The organism is Pseudomonas sp. USTB-Z (assembly GCF_019691255.1).
Taxonomy (GTDB): domain Bacteria; phylum Pseudomonadota; class Gammaproteobacteria; order Pseudomonadales; family Pseudomonadaceae; genus Aquipseudomonas; species Aquipseudomonas alloputida.
In genome coordinates this window covers 62,653-83,778 of record NZ_JAECZP010000014.1, presented here as the reverse complement: position 1 = coordinate 83,778, position 21,126 = coordinate 62,653, and the positions used below count along the sequence as shown (strand labels likewise).

Sequence of the window (21,126 nt, the reverse complement as noted above, 5' to 3'; positions counted from 1 at the left end):
AATCTGTGTAGGAGCGGGTTTACCCGCGAATACGGTGGTGGCCGCGACCGCGAATGACCAGGGAGATTGGCCAACAGGCCCGCCCCTTTCGCGAGTTGAACCGCCCGAGCAGGGCGGTTCCGCCCCCGAGGTCGCTCCCTCAATAAACCTTGTCTTGAATCAAGCGCAGCAAATACTGGCCATAACCATTCTTGGCCAACGGTGCAGCCAGCTTTTCCAATTGCTGGGCGTCAACCCAGCCCTGGCGGTACGCCACTTCCTCAGGGCACGCTACTTTCAAACCCTGACGGCGTTCAATGGTCGCGATATAGCCACTGGCCTCCAGCAGCGAATCATGGGTGCCGGTGTCCAGCCAGGCGTAACCACGCCCCATGATCTCCACCGACAAACGCCCCTGCTCCAGATAGAAGCGGTTCAGGTCGGTAATTTCCAGTTCACCACGTGGCGACGGCTTGATGCCCTTGGCAATCTCAACCACGTCCTTGTCGTAGAAATACAACCCGGTGACCGCGTAATTGGACTTGGGCTTGGCCGGTTTCTCTTCCAGGCTAATCGCTTTGCCCTGTACATCGAACTCCACAACGCCATAACGCTCGGGGTCTTGAACATGATAGGCGAATACACTCGCCCCTTCGCTACGCTCCATGGCATTGCCCAGCAGCGCCTGGAAATCATGGCCGTAATAGATATTGTCGCCCAGCACCAATGCGGACAAATCATTGCCGATGAAGCTCTCACCGATCAGAAACGCCTGCGCCAGGCCGTCTGGCGAGGCTTGCACGGCGTAGGTGAGGTTGATGCCCCACTGATGACCATCACCCAGCAGTTGCTCGAAGCGCGGGGTGTCTTGCGGTGTGGAAATGATCAGGATGTCCTGGATGCCCGCCAGCATCAGCGTGGTCAGCGGGTAGTAGATCATCGGTTTGTCGTACACCGGCAATAGCTGCTTGGAGATTGCCAGTGTCGCGGGGTGCAGTCGGGTACCCGACCCGCCTGCCAGGATGATGCCTTTACGCTTCATGATGGTCATTTCTCGTGTATTTCCGTGAGCATGCGAGCCACCCCTACACGCCAGTCTGGCAAGTTAAGGGAAAAGGCTTCCTGCAGTTTATGGGTATCCAGACGCGAGTTGGCCGGCCGCTTGGCCGGGGTCGGATAGGCATCGGTGGTCAACGGCTTGACCTGCTCGGCATGGGCTTTCAACTGCACACCTTGGGCGGCGGCCTGCTCGAGTACATAACGTGCATAGCCGCACCAAGTGGTTTCGCCGCCTGCCGCCAGGTGGTACAAGCCAACCAGGGCCGGGTTGGCGCGGGTGGCGGCAATAGCATGCGCGGTGATGTCGGCGATCAGCTCAGCACCGGTAGGCGCACCGTACTGATCGTCGATCACCCCCAGGCTGTCACGCTCCGCAGCCAGCCGCAGCATGGTCTTGGCGAAATTATTGCCACGTGCCGCATAGACCCAGCAGGTACGGAAGACCAGGTACTGGCAGCCGGCTGCCTGGATGGCTTGCTCACCGGCCAGCTTGCTTTCGCCATAGGTGTTCAGCGGGCCGGTCTCATCGTCTTCCCGCCACGGACGGTTACCCCCACCAGGGAACACGTAGTCGGTGGAGTAATGCACCAGCAACGCGCCGCACTCGGCAGCAGCGCGAGCCAGCACACCAACGGCTTCGGCGTTCACCTTGAACGCTTGTTCGCGTTCGCTTTCAGCCTTGTCCACGGCGGTGTAGGCGGCAGCATTGACGATTACATCAGGGGCGAAGCTGCGCACGGTTTCGGCCAGACCAGAAAGGTTCGTCAGGTCACCACAATGGGCCTGGCTGCGCGAGCTCAGCGCCAGCACCTGACCAAGCGGCGCCAGGCTACGCTGCAGCTCCCAGCCTACCTGACCATCTTTGCCCAGTAGCAGAACCCTCATGCCGAGCGCCCTGCGTAGTTCTTCTCTACCCAATCGCGGTAGCTGCCAGATTGTACGTTCTGCACCCATTCCTGGTTGTCGAGATACCAGGCCACGGTCTTGCGAATGCCGGTTTCAAAGGTTTCGGCTGGCTTCCAGCCCAACTCGCGCTCCAGTTTACGCGCGTCAATCGCGTAGCGGCGATCGTGGCCGGGGCGGTCAGTGACGTAGGTGATCTGCTCGGCGTAGGGTTTGCCATCGTCACGCGGACGCAATTCGTCCAGCAACGCGCACACGCGGTTGACGATTTCCAGGTTGGGCTTCTCGTTCCAGCCGCCCACGTTGTAAACCTCACCGGTTTTGCCGGCTTCCAGCACCCGCCGGATGGCGCTGCAGTGATCTTTCACATACAGCCAGTCGCGGATCTGCTGGCCATCGCCGTACACCGGCAGCGGCTTGCCGGCCAGAGCGTTGACGATCATCAGCGGGATGAGCTTTTCCGGGAAGTGGTAAGGGCCGTAGTTGTTCGAGCAGTTGGTGGTCAGCACCGGCAGCCCGTAGGTGTGGTGGTAGGAGCGCACCAGGTGGTCGCTGGCAGCCTTGCTGGCCGAGTATGGGCTGTTGGGCTGGTACTGGTGGGTTTCGGTGAACGCAGGCTCGTCGGCGGCCAGCGAACCGTACACTTCGTCGGTGGATACGTGCAGGAAACGGAACGCCTGGCGTGCCGGCTCAGCCAGGCCACCCCAGTAGGCGCGTACGGCTTCCAGCAGGCGGAAGGTGCCGACGATGTTGGTTTCGATGAAGTCTTCCGGGCCGTGGATCGAGCGATCGACGTGGGACTCGGCGGCGAAGTTGACGATGGCGCGTGGTTGGTGCTCCTTGAGCAGACGTGCGACCAGCTCAGCGTCGCCGATGTCGCCGTGCACGAAGATGTGGCGCTGGTCGCCTTGCAGGCTGCTCAGGGTTTGCAGGTTGCCTGCGTAGGTGAGTTTGTCGAGGTTGACCACGGGCTCGTCAGAGCCGGCCAGCCAGTCCAGGACGAAGTTGGCGCCGATGAAACCTGCGCCGCCTGTTACTAAAATAGTCATTAATTCGCTCTTCCCATATTATTCATTCAATCTTGAAAGGTTGAACTCAATCATTCATGACCGCACCTGAGGGGCAGCACGTAGATGCTTGCCCTAGCCGTCAGGGTTCTTGCCGCCGACGTTGATATAACCAGTCGACAATTTCTCCGCTAGGTGTGTAACCGCTGACAGTGTCCCTAAGCAGTTGCCTGACAGTCTTGAAGTCGTCACGCGCAATTGCGGCAAGCAGTGCTTCGAGGCGCTGCTTAAGCATGTCCCATGTCAGATAATCCTCATTGGCACTCATGATCATGGGGTGGCGCGTAGCCAGAACGTTTTCGCCAATCAGCAACTCCTCGTAGAGTTTCTCTCCCGGGCGCAGGCCCGTAAACTCGATGGCAATATCCCCGTGAGGATTATGCTCGGAGCGGATGCTGAAGCCCGAGAGGTGGATCATTTTCTCAGCCAGCTCCACGATCCTCACAGGCTCCCCCATGTCCAGCACGAAAACATCTCCGCCTTGCCCCATGGAACCGGCCTGTATCACCAGTTGCGCAGCTTCGGGAATGGTCATGAAATAGCGGGTGATCTTGGGATGGGTTACGGTGAGCGGGCCACCGGCCTTGATCTGTTTGTGGAACAGCGGAATGACCGACCCTGAGGAACCCAGCACATTGCCAAAGCGCACCATAGTGAAACGGGTTTTGTTAACCCGCGAGACATTCCCCGAGTCCCCCATCAACACCGGCGCCAGCTCAGCGCTCAAAGCTTGCAGTACTAACTCAGCCAGCCGTTTGGTGCTGCCCATGACATTCGTTGGGCGTACAGCCTTGTCAGTCGAAATAAGCACAAAGTTGGCAACGCCTGCCTGCAGTGCCGCCTGGGCGGTGTGCAAGGTGCCGATAGCATTATTCAGAATGCCTTCGGCGATATTGTGCTCAACCATTGGTACATGTTTATAGGCCGCGGCGTGGTAGACGGTCTCCACCTGCCATGCACTCATGATATCAAGCAGCTTGGCCTGATCGCGCACAGACCCCAGCACGGGAATCAGCTGTACACCCAAGCTCTCACGGTTGATTCGCTGTTCAAGCTCACCAGCAATGGAATATAGGTTGAACTCACTGTGGTCGAATAACAGTAACGTCTTGGGCGCCTGCCCCAAAATCTGTCGGCACAGTTCCGAGCCAATTGAACCGCCGGCCCCGGTTACCAATACAGTCTGCGAGACAATACACCGCTCCAACAGGTCGTGCTGAGCAGGTACAGTATCTCGCCCCAGCAAATCGGCAATGTCCACTTCCTGTATGTCATCCACCTTGACCCGGCCACTGGCCAGGTCCATGAACCCTGGGACGCTGCGGACATGCAACGGATAGCCTTCGAGCACGCTGAGAATTTCGCGTCGACGACTTCTGCTGACCGAGGGTAGCGCGAGGAGGATTTCTTGAGCGCCGGTTGCATCAACCATCTGCTGCAATTGCTCGGGCTTGTATACCTGCAACCCGGCAATAACCCGGTCAGTGATGCTGGCGTCGTCATCGATAAATGCGACCGGCCGCATAACCTTACCCATCCGCAGCGCAGTCACCAACTGGTTGCCGGCAGCACCTGCACCATAAATGGCCACCCTGGGTAACCCGTCATCCCGATTGGCGAAAGGTACGTGTTGGGCCGCCGTGGAAAACCAGTCGCCCAAGAAATACTGGCGCATGGCAAGACGCAGCCCTCCGACGAGTATCAGGCTCAGCCACCAATAGTTGAAGGTGATCGACCTTGGGACCACGTTCTGGTGATTGCCAGCCCAGTAGATGATGAAACCTGTGATTAACGCCGATAATGTCACCGCCTTGACAATCGCGATGAGCGCATCGTTTCCAAAATAACGCATAACGGCTCGATAGAGACCGAAGCGGATGAACATGGGTATGGACACAACTGGCGCACAAATGAAGAGCCATGTGTGATCCAGTATGGGGTTTGCCAGGTCGTCGATACCCAGGCGCACCAGAAACGCCAGCCACAGCGCCATCCAAACCAGGAAGACATCAGCTATGACTTGAATCAGACGCTTTTGGCGACGCGGCAGTGCAAGCAACCTTGCGCGAATCTTGTCCATGAGACCTCTGTTGACTGTCAATCGTGGCACCTTTCAGTGCAGCATACATCTGCAACTTCAGCGCTACTATTCGTGTGAGCCGGCCCTGAATCGTACCGCCAGCCACAACAGAGGAGCATAAGCGATCAGCAGGCCCAGCACGCCGTCAAGGCCTAGCAACAGAACGCACAGCGCAATTGGCAGCAGCCAGATCAGATTCAAGCCCACTACGCCAAGCGTCACTGGCAAATGCCGCCCGTAGTGGCGGGAAGCAAACTGATAGCCATGGCTGCGATGGGCTTCATACACTTTGTCGCCTCGTACCAGCCGTCGCATGAGGGTGTAGGTCGCATCGACTATGAACACACCAAGCAGAATGAGCCAGCACCAGAACAGTTGGGGCTCATGCAGCGCTGCCTGCAAAGCCAACCCGCCGAGTACGATGCCGAGAAAACCACTGCCAGCATCGCCCATGAATATCCGCGCGGGGGGGAAATTCCAGACTAAGAAACCTGCTGCGGCCGCTGCCAGTAGCAGCGGTAGCAACACGATTTGCCCCTCCCCCGCCAGAGATGCCAGAAGCGCGCCGCTCAAGCACACCGTGATGGCCTCCAAACTGGCAAGTCCATCGATACCATCCATGAAGTTGTAGAGGTTGAGCATCCAAACCAGGTAAACCACAGCTAACACATTGCCAACCACCCCCAGCGATATGGTTTGACCGAAAAGTGCTATCGGAGGCAAGCCCCCAATCGCCCAGACAAGCCAGATTGCTGCAGAGAAGTGCCCCAGCAAGCGCCAACGCGCAGCAATGTGGCCAAGGTCATCAAAAAAGCCGATGAGCGCGATCACTGAGCCTGCGAAAACGATACCCAAGGCAATTGAAGGTTCCACCACCCCGTATCCATAGGCAGCGATGGCTGCCAGCAGGAATGCCACAACTATAGCTACGCCTCCCCCACGAGGGGTTGGAATACTGTGGGAACTGCGAGCGTTGGGGATATCCATGACGCTTTTAGATATGGCCAGTTTTCTCACCACTGCGGTCAATGCGAAGGAAACCAGCAGGGTCAACAGGGCTATAAACATCTCACTCATTTGTTCTTGAAGTCCGTGTACCATTTATTATTCATTCTGTGACGAACGCGTTTTAAAGCGCTGACCAGCATTGATCAGCCCCTGCGAAGCACTCTGCCGTGGCACCCAACCCAACAAACGCTTTGCCTTACTCGTATCAACTTCAAGCGAGCCATACAATTGCGTATGCATAGAACTACGACCAAGTAGTCGTAGCAGCGCTCCCATGAGGGGCGATGGAACAAAAAATAACCGTGCCCTGTGGCCCATGCCAGACGCAAGCAGCTCAACAATCTGCTGAGTGGACACGCTTTCGCCGTCAGCAATAACAAACACTTCGCCGGCGGCGCGCTCATGGATCAGCGCCAGTGTGATGAAATCTACCAGATTAAATAACGAGACCATACAGCGTCGATTACCAACGCCAGCGAAAGGCAACGGCAAACCCTTCTCCACCAAGCGCAACAGGCGTGCAAAGTTCCCCGGCGCACATGCATCGTAGACCAACGGTGGCCGAATTATCACAAGTTCACAGGTCACACAGGCAAACAATTCGCCAAGTTTTTGTTCTGCTTCCAGCTTTGAGAGCGCATAAGCTGCATTGGGGCGCGGAACCATTGTCTCGTTGAACGGCTGACCACTGGTTTCTGCGCCATTCACACCAATTGAACTGATGAACACGAAGCGCTTGACCCCGGCGGTAATTGCCGCACGCGCCACGGCCAACGTAGTGTCAACATTGGCCTGACGAAATTCTGTCAGGGGGTCCGCAGCGCGGTCGTCGAGCACATGAGCCCGACCGGCGAGATGCACGACTGCATCGACATCCTGCATGGCTCGGGCAAGCGACTCGCTATCAAGCAGGTCAACCACTATTAGCTCTCCCGCAACAGTCTCGGCAGGATGCTTGCGAATAGCGGCCTTGACCGAATGCCCATCAACCACCAGTTGCTGACACAGTCGACGACCGACGAACCCCGATGCCCCGGTAACAAAAACACGCAAGGATCTCGGCATGACTATTCCTCTCCCATCGGGTGTAGAGCAGCGCACAGCGTCATCGTCTGCCACCTCGAATCGCAAGACCGAGACACAGCACGGCAAACACGAACTTGTCGCGTGGTCGTCGCCTGCAAGCGCGGCACTCTAACGCCAGGCGTATCAGACCAATCCGGCTCAAATCAGCCCAGGCAATGAAGAAAGGATCGTTTTGTAGCCCAACCAGACCCGCAATCAATTTGGACTGCCCCAGCCACCACCCATTAAATACCTTAGCGACCCTGGCCTTGAACGCAGCAAAACCGCTGTTTACACCAACCTGGTTATTGGCGTGCTGGCGGTAGCGCATGCACGGCCGGTCATCGATGAACCATTTGAAGCCCTGAGCACGCGCGAAGGCATAGACATACCAGTCATGCAAAGCAACATCCAACATTGCCTCACCGTGCCCCTGGACACTATCTTTCACCGCGTCCGCCAACGCCCGGGTCATCACATAGGTACACCCGGGGCCGGCCGCTTCGAACAGGTGATCATGCGCTACCTGCGGTTGTGACTTCCTGACCAAGGCCTCACGGCCATCCGGCCAGTAGGCCAACACGTCGGATGAATAGCCGTCCACCCCGCGGGTCTCGAGTACCTGACAGGCTCGTTGGAGCTTGTCTGGGTACCACAGATCGTCTTGATCAGCGAACGCAACGTAGTCGTAACCGTCAAAGCAGGCCTCATCCAGCAACCTGAAGAAGTTCCGCGCGGCACCGCCAAATTGCCTTCCGCTATCGAGCATGCGCACGCGCGGTTCCGCACGCGTCAACGCCTCAACCCAAGTCTCGGTACCATCATTCGAGCGGTCAACGCTAACGAGTACGTCTACGTCGACAGCAGTCTGCCCGAGTATTGACTGCATCTGCTCCCCGAGGTAGGCCACGCCATTATAAGCAGCTAGCAATACCAAGCACTTAGGCATCGCCACCCGCCCCCTTGGCCACACCTACACGCGGCAACCGCAGCGACATTGAGCCTTCCTCAAAATACATAAGGGTTCACCAATTTCAACGAAGATGCATAGAAAACACCACCGAGCATCACTAACCCCAGAAAGAATAAAAGCCGACTATTGAAGTCTAAGTACTTTATCAACAAACATAACATTGCCATGTCAAAAAAACCGAAGACTTCGGCAAAACGCAGTCCAAGCGCATCATTCCAGGAAAACGCAATCTGGTAGGCTAACCCTATGACCGACATCAACAATAGAAAGCGTTGCCCCCCCTCAAGTGACGGGTACACGACCACAATCAGGAACATCGCGAAGCAAAAACGCACGATGAAATAGATGGAGAACAAGGATATTTTTGTGGTGTGATACTCACCTGAGAGATACGGCGCAATTCGACTGAATGCCGCTAAGTGACTGACCGCGAGGGGTAATACCAAAAGCATCAGGAACGCACCCGCTAGAATACCCAATTGAAGGATTCGAGGGATGGAAAACTGCCTAATCAGAAATATAAGAAACAAGGGAAACATCGCAAGTACAGCTGCGTGAAAGCTGGCCGCCAGTAAATACAACATCATCGCGGCGACACGTCGCTGCTCGTAACATAGGATCATCGCGCACGACGCTATTGCAATCGCCAGGCCCACTCGAATCTGAATGAAATCGTGAACGATGTAGAAACGTGCGAAAATCATGAAAAAGACGAGCATGGCAAAACGCCCGGCAAAGACATGCCGTGCGTAATAGGCTTTGAACGCCAGTGAAATAAATGCAACCAGCACGAAAAAGAAAGCGTGCCCTAAGCCCAATTCACTGACAGCCAAGTACAGTAACTGGAAGCCGGGATCCTTGAACTCGCCAAATACCAATGACGGTTGTCGATCGAGCCGCGCCAGCCAACTTACATAATTGACATAATCAGGGTCAACTCCACCCCCCCTTAAACCGGCCAATAATGCGTAGGCAATGCAAACCACGGCCAAAAGCAGCAACAGGATTGCCTTGACCGAACGTCCCTTTGAAAAAAAGTCCGTCATTGCCATCACGGCACTTGCAGCAAAGGCAATGACATAAATGATCACTTGAAATACCCTTTGCCCATCTTCTTAATAAAACCATCTTTCACGGCAGTCAGCAGCAGCCGCAATGCATAGACACGCCGCTTGGAGTACCACGAATAGCAGACAATGTAATAGGGTATTTTTCTCAGCATCTGGAATCGCGTAACTGCCGACAAATTACTCCACATTGCGAGGAAGGCAGCGTTCCTCACGATAAAGTAATTTCGAAAATCTGAGTGCAGAGTAATGCGTCGCCCGAAAATACTGACAAATTCATCGCCGATACTGTGCTTCATCTTGACCTGAGGCACCAAATAACAGTAATAACCGCTCTGTGAAGCACGCTCGCCCCATTCTATATCCACCCAATCGATGAACAGGTCGTCAAGCATACCTCCTACGTGGTCCAGTACGGTGATGCGAACCAGCGAGCCCGAGGCGATGATGTAGGTGGACCTGACCGGCAAACGGCCCGAGAGGTCGATCTTCACCCTTCTGGAGCCTAAGTTCGAGCGCTCAATAGCAGGCGCAGCGTCGCCGGTTTTTTCATCCACGAATACCGGTCCGATTGCGGCCACCTTCACACCTTCTGCGAGAAGAATGCGTTCGTTTTCCAGTAGCTTCTCGACGGTACGAGGCTCAAGCTCGCTGTCCTGGTCCATCAGCAGGACATGCGTCAACCCATGGGCCTTGGCGAGTTTTATTCCACAGTTATGTGCAGTGGCTATGCCGAGGTTATCCAACAAGGAGTGGTAGAAAATGGATTCTCCCGCGAGCAGTTGCCCATATTGGGCCTGACATGCACCAGGCGTGTTGTCGACCACGTAAACCCTCTCTACCTGATTCACTACACAGGCAATCAGCCGCTTGAGCAGCCCCAGATCAGGTTGATAGAGCACGACGACCGCCCCTACACGGCATACGGCCGAGTCAGCTGCAACGTTGGCGATGTCTTGTGGTTGGAACATATCAGGCGCGCTCCTTGAAATAGGCCAGCATCCGCGCTGCGATAATTGGCCATGAATGATTAACGACGACCACCGACGCATGTCGAACCAACGTCTGTCGCTCGGAACTGCTCAAGCGCAGATAGCGTAGCAACCCTTGGACGATAACATCCTTATTCACCTTTTCGAGGCAAAGTGCGGACGTTTCGGTAGCAGGCCCATAGTTGGAGAGCACCACGCAACCACTTGCCATGGCCTCCAGACAGGGGTAATGAAAAGCACCGTCCTGCAACAGCCCTGTTGCTACGAATACCTCGGCCTGCCTGTAGAATGCCGCTAACGCTTCGTCACCATGGGGCTGTGAGAGCCTAGCGAAAGGATACTGAGCAAGGTCGGTATCGTCGGGTAACTGGAATGCAATATTGAGTACAAGATTTCGGCCGGTCATCTCCCTTACTTCCGCCACGGCCTCAATAATTTCCCGCGTCCCCTTCCAGGCCAGCGTTCGACCGATGCAACCCACTACAATCTGCTGCTCACCCTGTGCCACAGGCTGGTGGACAAAGACGTTCAGGTCGATGCCCGGCTCTACGACTGCATCGCACTTCAGCAATTTGTAGTTTCGATAAATGTCCCCATTGACAATTTTACGGATGGGTAACAGGTAAGACAGCCCGGCTAGGCCACGTGAAAGCAGCGCGGCGGGGGAACGGCCTGAATAAAACTCCGGCTCATAGGCCTGAATGTAATACCAAGCCTTCGACGTACCCAGCGCTCCAAACCAGACCGGGAACGCGGTCAGGTAGAAGTTAGCGAGAAACACATCGAATCTTTTGCGGTTTCGCAGTACAAACAACAGCATGCCAAACACGTTAAAGATACCACGCAGCCCCGGAACGAACGGAAACGGATTGCGGTATGTTTCAATTTTTGCGCATGTGGGGTAGTAAGGTTCGTTAATAAGGTGTGAAGAGAAAAAAACAACCTCGTGGCCTTGAGCAATGAATTGGTCTGCCAACCGGGAAAGCACCCTCATACCACCAGCTGACGAAAAAGCCAGCATGGGAATCGCTATTTTCACCTTACCTTCCATTTTTCAATGACCAGACCCGATCTGTCGCTTTTCCGAAGGCCGCATCAGCGCGAACGAAATCCCCACCGCCATGATGACCCAGTAAATTAGATAGTTTACGGCGTAAGCCTTCACAACCCCTTCCAAACCAGCAACTTTTGTAAACCAAAGGGTTAATGCATAGAATAAAGCCGCAAAGAAAATCTCACTCACAATATAGAGCTTATACATCGCCTTCCCGAGCATGACATACGCCAACACCCAGCTACCTATTTTGATAACATCGCCGACCAGTTGCCAAGCAAACAAATCCCGCATCGGCAAGAATGACTGCGTGAACAGCAACTGGATGACGAAGTCGCGCAATACATAAACCATCACAGCGCACATGATCGCCAAAGGCAAAATCAGCAGGTAGCCATGCCTGATCTCCTTGAAAATTGCTTTCGCGCCTTTCAACTCCGACAACCTCGGCAAGTAATAGACGCTCAAGGTCATCGTGGCCATCATCAGGTAAGCGCTGCTGAGCCGCCAGATCGCCTCCCAATAACCCGCTGCATCTATACCGAATGCGTAGATCAGATGATTCCTGATCAATACCTGGGCAACAGGCAGGCAAACGGCGGTGGTCACCGCCATGGCGGCGAACTTGCCAAGGTCACGGAGCACGACGGTATCCCACCGACCAAACAGATAGTCCCATCTCAGCCATTGCGCCTTGCGGCACACGAACAACGTCGCGAAGAAGATTACGGCCTGGCAGATGCCAATAGAAATCAAGGCGCCGTACAAGCCATATAGATAGGCGAGCGAAGCCGTAATCAACAACGAAACCAAGCTACCTACGATGTTGGACGCGACAAACCGGACGATCTCCTTGCGCCCATTGAGAATCGCGAGAAATAGCGCATTAAATGTAAAAAAAATGAGCGAAACCGCCACCCACAAAAAAACCCCGCGCAAGTCACGATCATGAAGGAAGTAATCCGCCAACTGGCCGCTAAAAAGCGCGACCATGACAGCCACTATCAAAGATCCCAACAACGCTAAGGAGCTAGCAGATTGCCAGACCTTGCGTTGCCGACCGATATCATCTGCGTACTCTGCCGTATACTTAGTTACGCCGGTGTTGACAGCACCACTGGACAAAGTGGTAATCATTGTCAGCGCATTCTGAAGCTGGCCTATGGCTGCGTAACCAGCGGGGCCGACATACACTGCCAAGACCTTGTTCAGACCGAACAAAGTAACCATCTTGACCAACACGGCAATACCATTGAGTACACTGGTCCTGACGAGCGACATCAGCGAGGCACCGGGGCCCGGTAAAGGTTGCAAGCGTTGATCACTTCCTCGACCTCTTCATCAGTGAGCGTCGGCCCCATGGGCAGGCTGATTACCTGCTCATGTAAAAGCTCGGTAAACTCCAATGACAGGTGGTTGAGCTCGGGATAAGCCCTCTGGCGATGTGGCGGAATCGGGTAATGAATTAGTGTCTGGATACCCAGCCCGGTCAAGTGCTCCTGAAAGGCTTGCCGATTAGCCGTGCGCACTACGAACAGATGCCACACATGCTGGCCGGGCGCCCCTGCATCCGGCAGAGTGATATCCGGATTGGTGATGCCCTGAAGATAACGTTGCGCGACCATTTGCCGGCGAGCAGTTTCCTGGTCCAGGAACGCCAGCTTCACGCGTAGCAGGGCCGCCTGCATTTCATCCAGACGGCTATTTACCCCCTGGAACATATTCTTGTACTTTGCTTCAGATCCGTAATTTCTTAACGCCCGCAGTACTTCTGCCAACTTTTCATCATTGGTCGTGATCGCCCCAGCATCGCCCAACGCACCCAGGTTCTTGCCTGGATAGAAACTAAAACCCGAGGCATCACCCCATGCACCCGAGCGCCGCCCTTCAAGAACGGCACCATGAGACTGCGCAGAATCCTCCAGGACAAGCAGTTTAAACTCTTTGGCAAATGCCATGATCGAGCGCATATCCACCATCCGGCCATAGAGATGCACCGGTAGAATTGCACGGGTTTTTTGCGTTACCGCCTCCCGAAGGTTCGCCACATCCAGATTATAACTATCTGCCTGCGGTTCGATGAGAACAGGCACCAAACCGTTTTCGGTAATTGCCAGAATACTTGCAATATAGGTGTTGGCCGGCACCAGCACCTCATCACCCTCCGTTAGACGTCCGAGCAACTTCCAGGCCCGTAAGGTCAGGATGAGGGCATCGAGGCCATTGGCGACACCGACACAATGAGCAACCCCGCAATAATCAGCAAAGGCCTGCTCGAACTTTTGCAGTTGTTCACCCATGATATACCAACCAGAATCCACCACCTCGGCACATGCCTGAACCAAGGCATCACGGTACTGGTCATTTACAGCCTTTAGATCCAGAAACTTAATCATGTTTGTCTATCATCCTGATAACGCGAGCCGGATTTCCAACAACCACAGCGTAGGGTGGAACATCCCGCGTAACGACCGCACCAGCCCCCACCATTGCATACTCACCTATGAGCACGCCGGGTAGAATGGTGGCATTTGCACCCACACTAGCGCCTTTTGAAATTGTGATCCCCTGAAACACGTTGGGATAAGCTTTAGATCTAGGTAGCGGATCGTTGGTAAAGGTCGCGTTCGGGCCGATAAACACATCATCCGCAATGCGAGTGCCGTCCCACAAGTAAACGCCGGACTTGACGGTCACTCGATCACCGATAATGACATCGCCCTCAATCAATGCATGGGCGCAGATATTACAATCACGCCCAATTTGAGCGCCCGGCAAGACAACCACAAACTGCCAGACCTTGGTTCCTTGACCAATCAACTCACTCGAGACATCCGCCAACGGGTGTATTTTAGGCATGGTCTGTCATCTCTTTGAACGCTGTGTAATCGCGCACATAATCACTTTCATCATAATTTGCATCAGCCAGGACCAGCAATACGCAATCTTCGCTGAAATCGTGCATCTCATGCCATACCATCGGTGGTATAAAAATACCTTTACTAAAAGAGTCAAGCGAATAATCAACTCGGGCGCGGCCGTCATCCATTACCATCTTACAACGCCCTGAAACACAGATCGCCATCTGATTGAGCTTTCTGTGGGCGTGAAAGCCCCGCGAAACGCCAGGCCTGGTATTGGTTAAGTAGTAAACGCGCTGGATTGGAAACGGAACATTATCGTTACCCTGCAATGCCACTAGCGCCCCACGCTCATCCCCCCTAACCGCGAACTGAACAAGTTCATCGACAGGCCGGGAAAGCGGAGTTACATGACGCGCCATCAAAGCGGCATAGGTTTGTGCCTCTTGATCTTTTTCACTTACGTTCAGCCCAACCGACAGCGGCCACTCAATTGCGAGATCCGGATCATCCCAGCGAATACTGCCCTCTGACGCTTTATTGTAAACATCCGTGGTTTTATAAAGGAAATGCGTATCATCTTCTAACGCCACAAAACCATGAGCAAAACCCTCGGGGATCCAGAGCATTCGATTGTTCTGCTCAGTCAACTCTACCCCTACCCACTTGCCAACCGTCGGCGAGCCCGGGCGAATATCGACGGCCACGTCAAAGGCAGCGCCTTTTACCACCCTGACCAATTTACCTTGCGCATAGGGCGCAGACTGGAAGTGCAAACCGCGAAGCACGCCCTTACGGGAGCAAGAATGGTTGTCCTGCACAAATGCCCGAGGCACTTCCAAGCCCAAAGCACCAAGCTCGGCATGAAAACGAGGTTCATTGAAACTCTCCATGAACCACCCGCGATCGTCCTTGAACACCGCAGGCTCTACGATCACCACTTCCGGAATGGCCGTTTTGGTTAATTTCATGGGGATCCTTTAAATGCAAATGAAATTTCTGCGGCGACTCACACCGCAGAACAAGATAAACCTTTGCCAGCCTTCATCGGGTGGAAAGCATGCTGGCACGCCGTCCGACTTGACATTAGAGCGCTACCCAAAGCACCACGCACCCTCGCGGCAAATGTGACTGGATAACCGCACTCCTGAAGCAAATTTCGGAGTAGCTGAACCAACTCGCCGCTCGCACCACATTAATCAGGAAATCGCGCCCGCAATCAATCCCTGCAGCAAGCCTGACGTCAAACCCCTCGCCTGCTCCGCGCCAATAGAAAGCGGAACATAGCAACGATCACGCCCACAACCAGCCCACCAACCACCGCCGTTGCCATCACCACAGTCTTGCGAGGCTTGACTAGAGACTGATCTATCACCCCATCATTTCTGCAAACGATGATATCAGCCTTGCGCCCCCCCACATCCGCATAGAACGCCTGACTGACCTGTAGGCTACGCAGGTTGTCAATGTAGGGATCCTCCGTGGTCCTTGCCTCCAGCCCAGCGATTTCAGCCCTCAGCGCTTTGGTACCCCGCATGTAGGTGAGCTCGCCATCCATGCGCGAAGCAAGCTCGCTCGACAGAGCGCCGGTTATAAGCGGCGGATTCTCAAGCCCCACGGCTTCTGCAATGCGCAGCGCTTCGCGAAGCCGGACAAGTTTGTCCTCGCGGATTTGAACGCTATTGTCTCGAAGCGTCTGAATTTGTCTTAGAAGGTTATCTGCCCGGACCAATGCCTCCTTGGAAGCACTCTCCACCACTTCTTTGCGAGCAACATCGCGAGCCATGGCGACATATCGACCAACCCAGTCTACGGCAACGGTTACGTCGATGTGCCTCAGCGCGACAGTCACACGCTGCTGCCCACCCTCCGAGCTCTGCTGGATGTTGAGTGAGCCGTCAAAATCCCGATACATCTGCCGCAACTGAGCGGAACTGACCTCGGACGGCAGCGTAGGCCGTACCACATGCTCAAAAAATGAACGCCGAAGCTCCTCGCCGCTCAAATCCCGCAAAAAAATCTCGTACACTTGTTTGGCTGAGTAGGGCTCAAGCTCCGACGCACGCGTCCGACCGTAATTCAAGTCGGCTATGTCACTTTCCATCGGCGGTATCACTCCAACCTGCGCTTCATAGACTGGTCTCGTTAAAAAGAGATAGATACCCGCCAAACCAGTGACCACAAGAACAATCACCGCAACAAGGAGCTTCTGTCGCCACACCCCTTCAATAAACTCGATGAGGTCAATTTCATCACTAGCATGATTCGAGCGCCCAAAATCATTGCGCATTTCTTGTCTTTTTCCTTGGGTCTGACCGTGTACACGGTTTCTGGCATACCAAACTACGCGAGCTACTGCATTGGACCGGTTAGGCACATGCCCCACCCATTGTAGCGGCATTATGCCAACATTTAACCTGTCCAAAACCTGGGGTTAGCCGCAGTAGATGAACCGCACCTCGATTAGTTCCCACCTTACGTCGCCGAAACCGCCGCCGTCAGACCAAGGGTTCAAGCAATAGAGATTTGCAGATCCCTCCCCAGCCTTTCAGCACGCTGGCGCAGAGCTCCTTTAAGCGCTTGCTTGGCAGCCGGTTCGCCGTGCACTAGCACCACCCTGCCAGCCTGATGACACTCACCCAGCGCAAAGCGCAGCAGGCCCTGTTGGTCGGCATGGGCGGAATAGCCCGACAATGTCATGACCTTCGCCCGCACCTCGTACATATGCCCATCGAGATCAATCTGCACAAAACCCTCCGCCCCCTCACTCGCCTGTATCACTGCCCCCGGCGTCCCCTTAACCTGATACCCCACAAACATCACCTCATGCCGCGGATCACCCAGCATGGCCTTGAGGTAATTGACGATGCGCCCACCCGAACACATGCCATTGCCGGCAATCACGATCGCCGGTCGCCCAGTGCTCTTGAGGTAGTTCACCACCTGCTGGTGGCGGGCATGGGTGTCCACACTGATCAGTTGGCTGAAGCCGAGTGGATCACGCCCTGCTGCAACACGCGCCCTGGCTTCTGCATTCCAGTATTCGTGCAGCTCCCGGTACACGCGGGTGATGCGCTGAGCCAAGGGCGAATCGAGGATGATGGGCAACTGTGACCAGTCGATCGGCTCACCGTCCGGAGCCGGACCGGAAGTGTTCAGTAGGGCTTTGCGGTGCAGAATGTCTTCCAGCTCGTACAGCAGCTCCTGCGTACGACCAAGACTGAATGCGGGAATCAGGAGGGTGCCCTTGTCGGCGAGGGCTCGGTCGATGGCGTCTTCCAGCCGCTGACGGCGGTCGCCTGCCTGTGGGTGCAGGCGGTCGCCGTAGGTGCTTTCCAGCACCAGCACATCGGCACGCTCCGGAGGTTGCACCGGGCGCAGCAGCGGGTTGCCACAAGCGCCCAGGTCACCAGAAAACACATACCGGGTGTTGGTATGCTCATGCTGCATATCACACTCGACATAAGCGGAACCCAGCAAATGCCCTGCCCGCTGCAGGCGAATACGGCAGGCAAGACCAGCGTACTCAACCACCGTGTGCCACTGCTCAAAGGGCAGCGGCACGATAAGGTCACGGATGAAGTCGAGATAGCGCGCCACCTGCGCAGGCTCGCTGCTGATGCTCAGCTTGTAGGCGTCTTCCAGTACCAGCGGCAGCAACCGGGCCGAGGGCTCGCTGCACAGGATAGGGCCACGGTAACCCGCTGCCAGCAGCGCAGGGATGCGCCCAACATGGTCGAGATGGACATGGGTGATGACCAGGGCCTGAATACCCTGGATATCAAAACCGAGGGGGGCGGATGCTGCACCGGGCGGCGCATCACTTCCCTGTTCCAGCCCGCAGTCGACCAGCAAACTGGTGGATGGGCCGAGGTGCAGCTGGTGACAGGACCCGGTAACACCCCGGGTACCACCGTGATGGGAAAGGCTGGGATATTCCATGCTGCGCACACTCGCCTGGACCGAAAATGAAGTGGACTATTACTCCATGACGGCCGACGCATGCATAGGTGAACCTTTCTTTAGTAGGTGTAGGAAACTTCCTTAGTTGCCGTTCAGTGCCGCCTGACGGGCAGAAGCCCTGATCTTGCGCTTGCTGCGCTGCACGCCGTAAGCCCCCAGCAACGGCCCGACCGCCAGGCCAATGACCAAGGCAGCCAATACCAGAACAGCAACCGGCATGGCTGGCGTAGCCCAACCGAACAGGACCAATGACACGGCTTGCTGGTTCTCCAGCACGAAGAACAGCACCACAGCCGCCAACAGCAGCACGAACACTGCCGCCAGGGCGCGCTTGAGGTTACGCATCAGAATTCTCTCCTTGGTGGTTCAGGCTTCAGCCTCGTCTTCTTCATTGACCCGATCACGCAGCTCTTTGCCGGGCTTGAAGTGCGGCACGAACTTGCCTTCGAGGCTGACCGACTGGCCGGTCTTCGGGTTACGGCCCACGCGGGGGGCGCGATAGTGCAGCGAGAAGCTGCCAAAACCGCGGATCTCGATGCGATCGCCGGTAGCCAGGCATTGCGACATCTGCTCAAGCATGGTCTTGATGGCCAGCTCCACATCCTTGGAGGAGAGCAGCCCCTGATGGGTGACAATACGTTCGATCAGCTCCGACTTCGTCATATTTTTCCCTTCGTTATCAAGCAGCTAGATCATTGCTTAACCAGTTTGTAGCACGCTGGGAAGGATTTGAACAGGGTGGATCTTGACTTAATAAAAAAATTCAAGATTGAAGTAATTCAAGAATGGTCTACCACTCAGGCAGGCCAGCGCTGCCTGATTCGCGGGCAAGCCCGCTCCTACAACGGGGGGCGTCGGCCTGAGGCGAGTGTGATCCAGCGCCATCGGTGTAGGAGCGGGTTTATCCGCGAACACCGGCGAAGCCGGTGCCATCCACCGCGCCGCCTGATTCGCGGGCAAGCCCGCTCCGACAATGGGGGGGGGCGTCGGCCTGAGGCGAGTGTGATCCAGCGCCATCGGCGTAGGAGCGGGTTTACCCGCGAACACCGGCGAAGCCGGTGCCATCCACCGCGCCGCGTGATTCGCGGGCAAGCCCGCTCCTACAATGGGGGGGGGGGCGTCGGCCTGAGGCGAGTGTGATCCAGCGCCATCGGTGTAGGAGCGGGTTTACCCGCGAACACCGGCGAAGCCGGTGCCATCCGCCGCGCCGCCTGATTGCCGAGCATAAAAAAAGGGCGACCCGAGGGTCGCCCTTTTTACCGATCAAACAGAACTCAGTTCTGCTTGGCCATTGCTTCGCGCAGCAGCGCAGCCATGGTGGTGTCGGCAGCAGCTTCCGGAGCGTTTTTCAGGCTCTGGATAGCTTCGCGCTCTTCAGCGTCGTCTTTCGATTTGATCGACAGGCTGATAACGCGGGACTTGCGGTCAACGCTGATGATCTTGGCTTCGATCTCTTCGCCTTCCTTCAGAACGTTACGCGCGTCTTCAACGCGGTCACGGCTGATTTCGGAAGCTTTCAGAGTGGCTTCGATGTCGTCGGCCAGGGTGACGATGGCGCCTTTGGCGTCAACTTCTTTCACGATGCCCTTGACGATAGCGCCCTTGTCATTGACAGCAACGAAGTTGGAGAACGGATCGTCTTCCAGCTGCTTGATGCCCAGGGAGATGCGCTCGCGCTCTGGGTCAACCGACAGGATGACAGTTTCCAGCTCGTCGCCCTTCTTGAAACGACGCACGGCTTCTTCGCCGGTTTCGTTCCAGGAGATGTCGGACAGGTGAACCAGGCCGTCGATGCCGCCGTCCAGACCAATGAAGATACCGAAGTCGGTGATCGACTTGATGGTACCGGTGATCTTGTCACCCTTGTTGAACTGGCCGGAGAAGTCTTCCCATGGGTTGGACTTGCACTGCTTGATGCCCAGGGAGATACGACGACGCTCTTCGTCGATGTCCAGAACCATGACTTCCACTTCGTCGCCAACCTGAACGACTTTCGACGGGTGGATGTTCTTGTTGGTCCAGTCCATTTCGGAAACGTGTACCAGACCTTCAACGCCTTCTTCCAGCTCAGCGAAGCAGCCGTAGTCGGTCAGGTTGGTAACGCGAGCCTGTACGCGAGTACCTTCTGGGTAACGGGCAGTGATAGCTACCCACGGATCTTCGCCCATCTGCTTCAGACCCAGCGAAACGCGGTTGCGCTCACGGTCGAACTTCAGAACGCGTACGTCGACTTCGTCGCCAACGTTAACGATTTCCGACGGGTGCTTGATGCGCTTCCAGGCCATGTCGGTGATGTGCAGCAGGCCGTCGATACCGCCCAGGTCCACGAATGCGCCGTAGTCGGTGAGGTTCTTGACGATACCTTTGACTTGCTGGCCTTCCTGCAGGGTTTCCAGCAGGGCTTCGCGCTCGGCGCTGTTCTCGGCTTCCAGCACGCTGCGACGGGAAACGACAACGTTGTTGCGCTTCTGGTCCAGCTTGATGACCTTGAATTCCAGCTCTTTGCCTTCCAGGTGGGTGGTGTCACGCACTGGGCGGACATCAACCAGGGAGCCCGGCAGGAACGCACGGATGCCGTTAACGTCGACAGTGAAGCCGCCCTTAACCTTACCGTTGATAACGCCCTTGACCACTTCTTCGGCGGCGAAAGCTGCTTCCAGAACAATCCAGCACTCGGCGCGCTTGGCTTTTTCACGGGACAGCTTGGTTTCGCCAAAGCCGTCTTCGACCGCGTCCAGCGCAACGTGAACTTCGTCACCGACCTTGATGGTCAGCTCGCCAGCTTCGTTGTAGAACTGCTCGAGCGGGATGACGCCCTCGGACTTCAGGCCAGCGTGTACGGTAACCCAGTCGCCGTCGATGTCGACAACGATACCGGTGATGATCGCACCCGGCTGAAGATTGAGGGTTTTCAGGCTTTCTTCAAAGAGTTCTGCAAAGCTTTCGCTCATTTTAATTCCTGTAGATTCGGGCGAAACAAACGCCCATAACCACATTCCAGACAATGTGGGTTCGTTTTAAGTAAAGGAAAGCCGGCAGGACGTTGACTGGTGCC

The 21,126-nt window shown here is 55.7% G+C and carries 19 protein-coding genes and 1 pseudogene; all 20 read right to left on the bottom strand.

The features are described 5' to 3' along the window. Positions 1 to 139: 139 nt before the first annotated feature. Positions 140 to 1,021: a glucose-1-phosphate thymidylyltransferase RfbA gene (gene rfbA / locus I8746_RS17230; RefSeq protein WP_047605313.1), complete on the bottom strand. Its 882-nt coding sequence runs from the start codon at positions 1,019 to 1,021 to the stop codon at positions 140 to 142. Positions 1,022 to 1,026: 5 nt separating this feature from the next. After that, complete coding sequence (gene rfbD, locus I8746_RS17225) at positions 1,027 to 1,923, bottom strand: dTDP-4-dehydrorhamnose reductase (RefSeq protein WP_047605268.1); 897 nt, start codon at positions 1,921 to 1,923, stop codon at positions 1,027 to 1,029. Further along, positions 1,920 to 2,990: a dTDP-glucose 4,6-dehydratase gene (gene rfbB, locus I8746_RS17220; protein ID WP_047605269.1), complete on the bottom strand. Its 1,071-nt coding sequence runs from the start codon at positions 2,988 to 2,990 to the stop codon at positions 1,920 to 1,922. Before rfbB ends, rfbD begins: the two co-directional genes overlap by 4 nt. 100 nt (positions 2,991 to 3,090) lie before the next feature. Beyond that, entirely contained in the window at positions 3,091 to 5,088 is a 1,998-nt protein-coding gene (locus I8746_RS17215; RefSeq protein WP_143999748.1) for a nucleoside-diphosphate sugar epimerase/dehydratase, read from the bottom strand. Between the two features lie 66 nt (positions 5,089 to 5,154). Then, positions 5,155 to 6,165 carry a glycosyltransferase family 4 protein gene (locus I8746_RS17210; RefSeq protein ID WP_143999747.1) on the bottom strand — a complete coding sequence of 337 codons (1,011 nt, stop codon included), beginning with the start codon at positions 6,163 to 6,165 and terminating at the stop codon, positions 5,155 to 5,157. A 27-nt stretch (positions 6,166 to 6,192) separates the two neighbouring features. Beyond that, positions 6,193 to 7,161: an NAD-dependent epimerase/dehydratase family protein gene (locus I8746_RS17205; RefSeq protein ID WP_143999746.1), complete on the bottom strand. Its 969-nt coding sequence runs from the start codon at positions 7,159 to 7,161 to the stop codon at positions 6,193 to 6,195. A 40-nt stretch (positions 7,162 to 7,201) separates the two neighbouring features. Further along, a complete protein-coding gene (locus I8746_RS17200; RefSeq protein WP_143999745.1) occupies positions 7,202 to 8,110 on the bottom strand; it encodes a glycosyltransferase in 909 nt (302 codons plus the stop codon). Positions 8,111 to 8,169: 59 nt separating this feature from the next. Continuing rightward, positions 8,170 to 9,225, bottom strand: a complete 1,056-nt coding sequence (locus I8746_RS17195; RefSeq protein ID WP_221100864.1) for an EpsG family protein — start codon at positions 9,223 to 9,225, stop codon at positions 8,170 to 8,172. Further along, positions 9,222 to 10,172: a glycosyltransferase family 2 protein gene (locus tag I8746_RS17190; protein ID WP_179052367.1), complete on the bottom strand. Its 951-nt coding sequence runs from the start codon at positions 10,170 to 10,172 to the stop codon at positions 9,222 to 9,224. The genes I8746_RS17195 and I8746_RS17190 overlap by 4 nt, the downstream gene beginning before the upstream one ends. Position 10,173: 1 nt before the next feature. After that, positions 10,174 to 11,232 (bottom strand): glycosyltransferase family 4 protein, encoded by a 1,059-nt coding sequence (locus tag I8746_RS17185; protein ID WP_179052368.1) that lies wholly within the window; start codon positions 11,230 to 11,232, stop codon positions 10,174 to 10,176. 15 nt (positions 11,233 to 11,247) lie between these two features. Further along, positions 11,248 to 12,528 carry an O-antigen translocase gene (locus I8746_RS17180; protein ID WP_143999741.1) on the bottom strand — a complete coding sequence of 427 codons (1,281 nt, stop codon included), beginning with the start codon at positions 12,526 to 12,528 and terminating at the stop codon, positions 11,248 to 11,250. Next, positions 12,528 to 13,643: a DegT/DnrJ/EryC1/StrS aminotransferase family protein gene (locus I8746_RS17175; RefSeq protein WP_221100863.1), complete on the bottom strand. Its 1,116-nt coding sequence runs from the start codon at positions 13,641 to 13,643 to the stop codon at positions 12,528 to 12,530. Before I8746_RS17175 ends, I8746_RS17180 begins: the two co-directional genes overlap by 1 nt. Beyond that, on the bottom strand, positions 13,636 to 14,106 hold the full coding sequence (locus I8746_RS17170) for an acyltransferase (RefSeq protein ID WP_143999739.1): 471 nt from the start codon (positions 14,104 to 14,106) through the stop codon (positions 13,636 to 13,638). Before I8746_RS17170 ends, I8746_RS17175 begins: the two co-directional genes overlap by 8 nt. After that, positions 14,099 to 14,530, bottom strand: a complete 432-nt coding sequence (locus I8746_RS27235) for an FdtA/QdtA family cupin domain-containing protein (protein ID WP_223817424.1) — start codon at positions 14,528 to 14,530, stop codon at positions 14,099 to 14,101. Before I8746_RS27235 ends, I8746_RS17170 begins: the two co-directional genes overlap by 8 nt. Before the next feature lie 9 nt (positions 14,531 to 14,539). Beyond that, positions 14,540 to 15,079: pseudogene (gene rfbC / locus I8746_RS27230) on the bottom strand (dTDP-4-dehydrorhamnose 3,5-epimerase); the annotation flags it as partial. A gap of 272 nt (positions 15,080 to 15,351) precedes the next feature. Further along, a complete protein-coding gene (locus I8746_RS17160; protein WP_179052369.1) occupies positions 15,352 to 16,398 on the bottom strand; it encodes a Wzz/FepE/Etk N-terminal domain-containing protein in 1,047 nt (348 codons plus the stop codon). A 221-nt stretch (positions 16,399 to 16,619) separates the two neighbouring features. Continuing rightward, the gene (locus I8746_RS17155) at positions 16,620 to 18,050 is read right to left on the bottom strand and encodes an MBL fold metallo-hydrolase RNA specificity domain-containing protein (protein WP_221100862.1); all 1,431 of its coding nucleotides are present in this window, start codon (positions 18,048 to 18,050) and stop codon (positions 16,620 to 16,622) included. Positions 18,051 to 18,152: 102 nt separating this feature from the next. Then, positions 18,153 to 18,416: a lipopolysaccharide assembly protein LapA domain-containing protein gene (locus tag I8746_RS17150; protein WP_003252676.1), complete on the bottom strand. Its 264-nt coding sequence runs from the start codon at positions 18,414 to 18,416 to the stop codon at positions 18,153 to 18,155. Positions 18,417 to 18,437: 21 nt separating this feature from the next. Beyond that, positions 18,438 to 18,734 carry an integration host factor subunit beta gene (ihfB, locus tag I8746_RS17145; RefSeq protein ID WP_003252675.1) on the bottom strand — a complete coding sequence of 99 codons (297 nt, stop codon included), beginning with the start codon at positions 18,732 to 18,734 and terminating at the stop codon, positions 18,438 to 18,440. Between the two features lie 611 nt (positions 18,735 to 19,345). Next, positions 19,346 to 21,022 carry a 30S ribosomal protein S1 gene (gene rpsA, locus I8746_RS17140; RefSeq protein WP_003252673.1) on the bottom strand — a complete coding sequence of 559 codons (1,677 nt, stop codon included), beginning with the start codon at positions 21,020 to 21,022 and terminating at the stop codon, positions 19,346 to 19,348. Between the last annotated feature and the right edge of the window lie 104 nt (positions 21,023 to 21,126).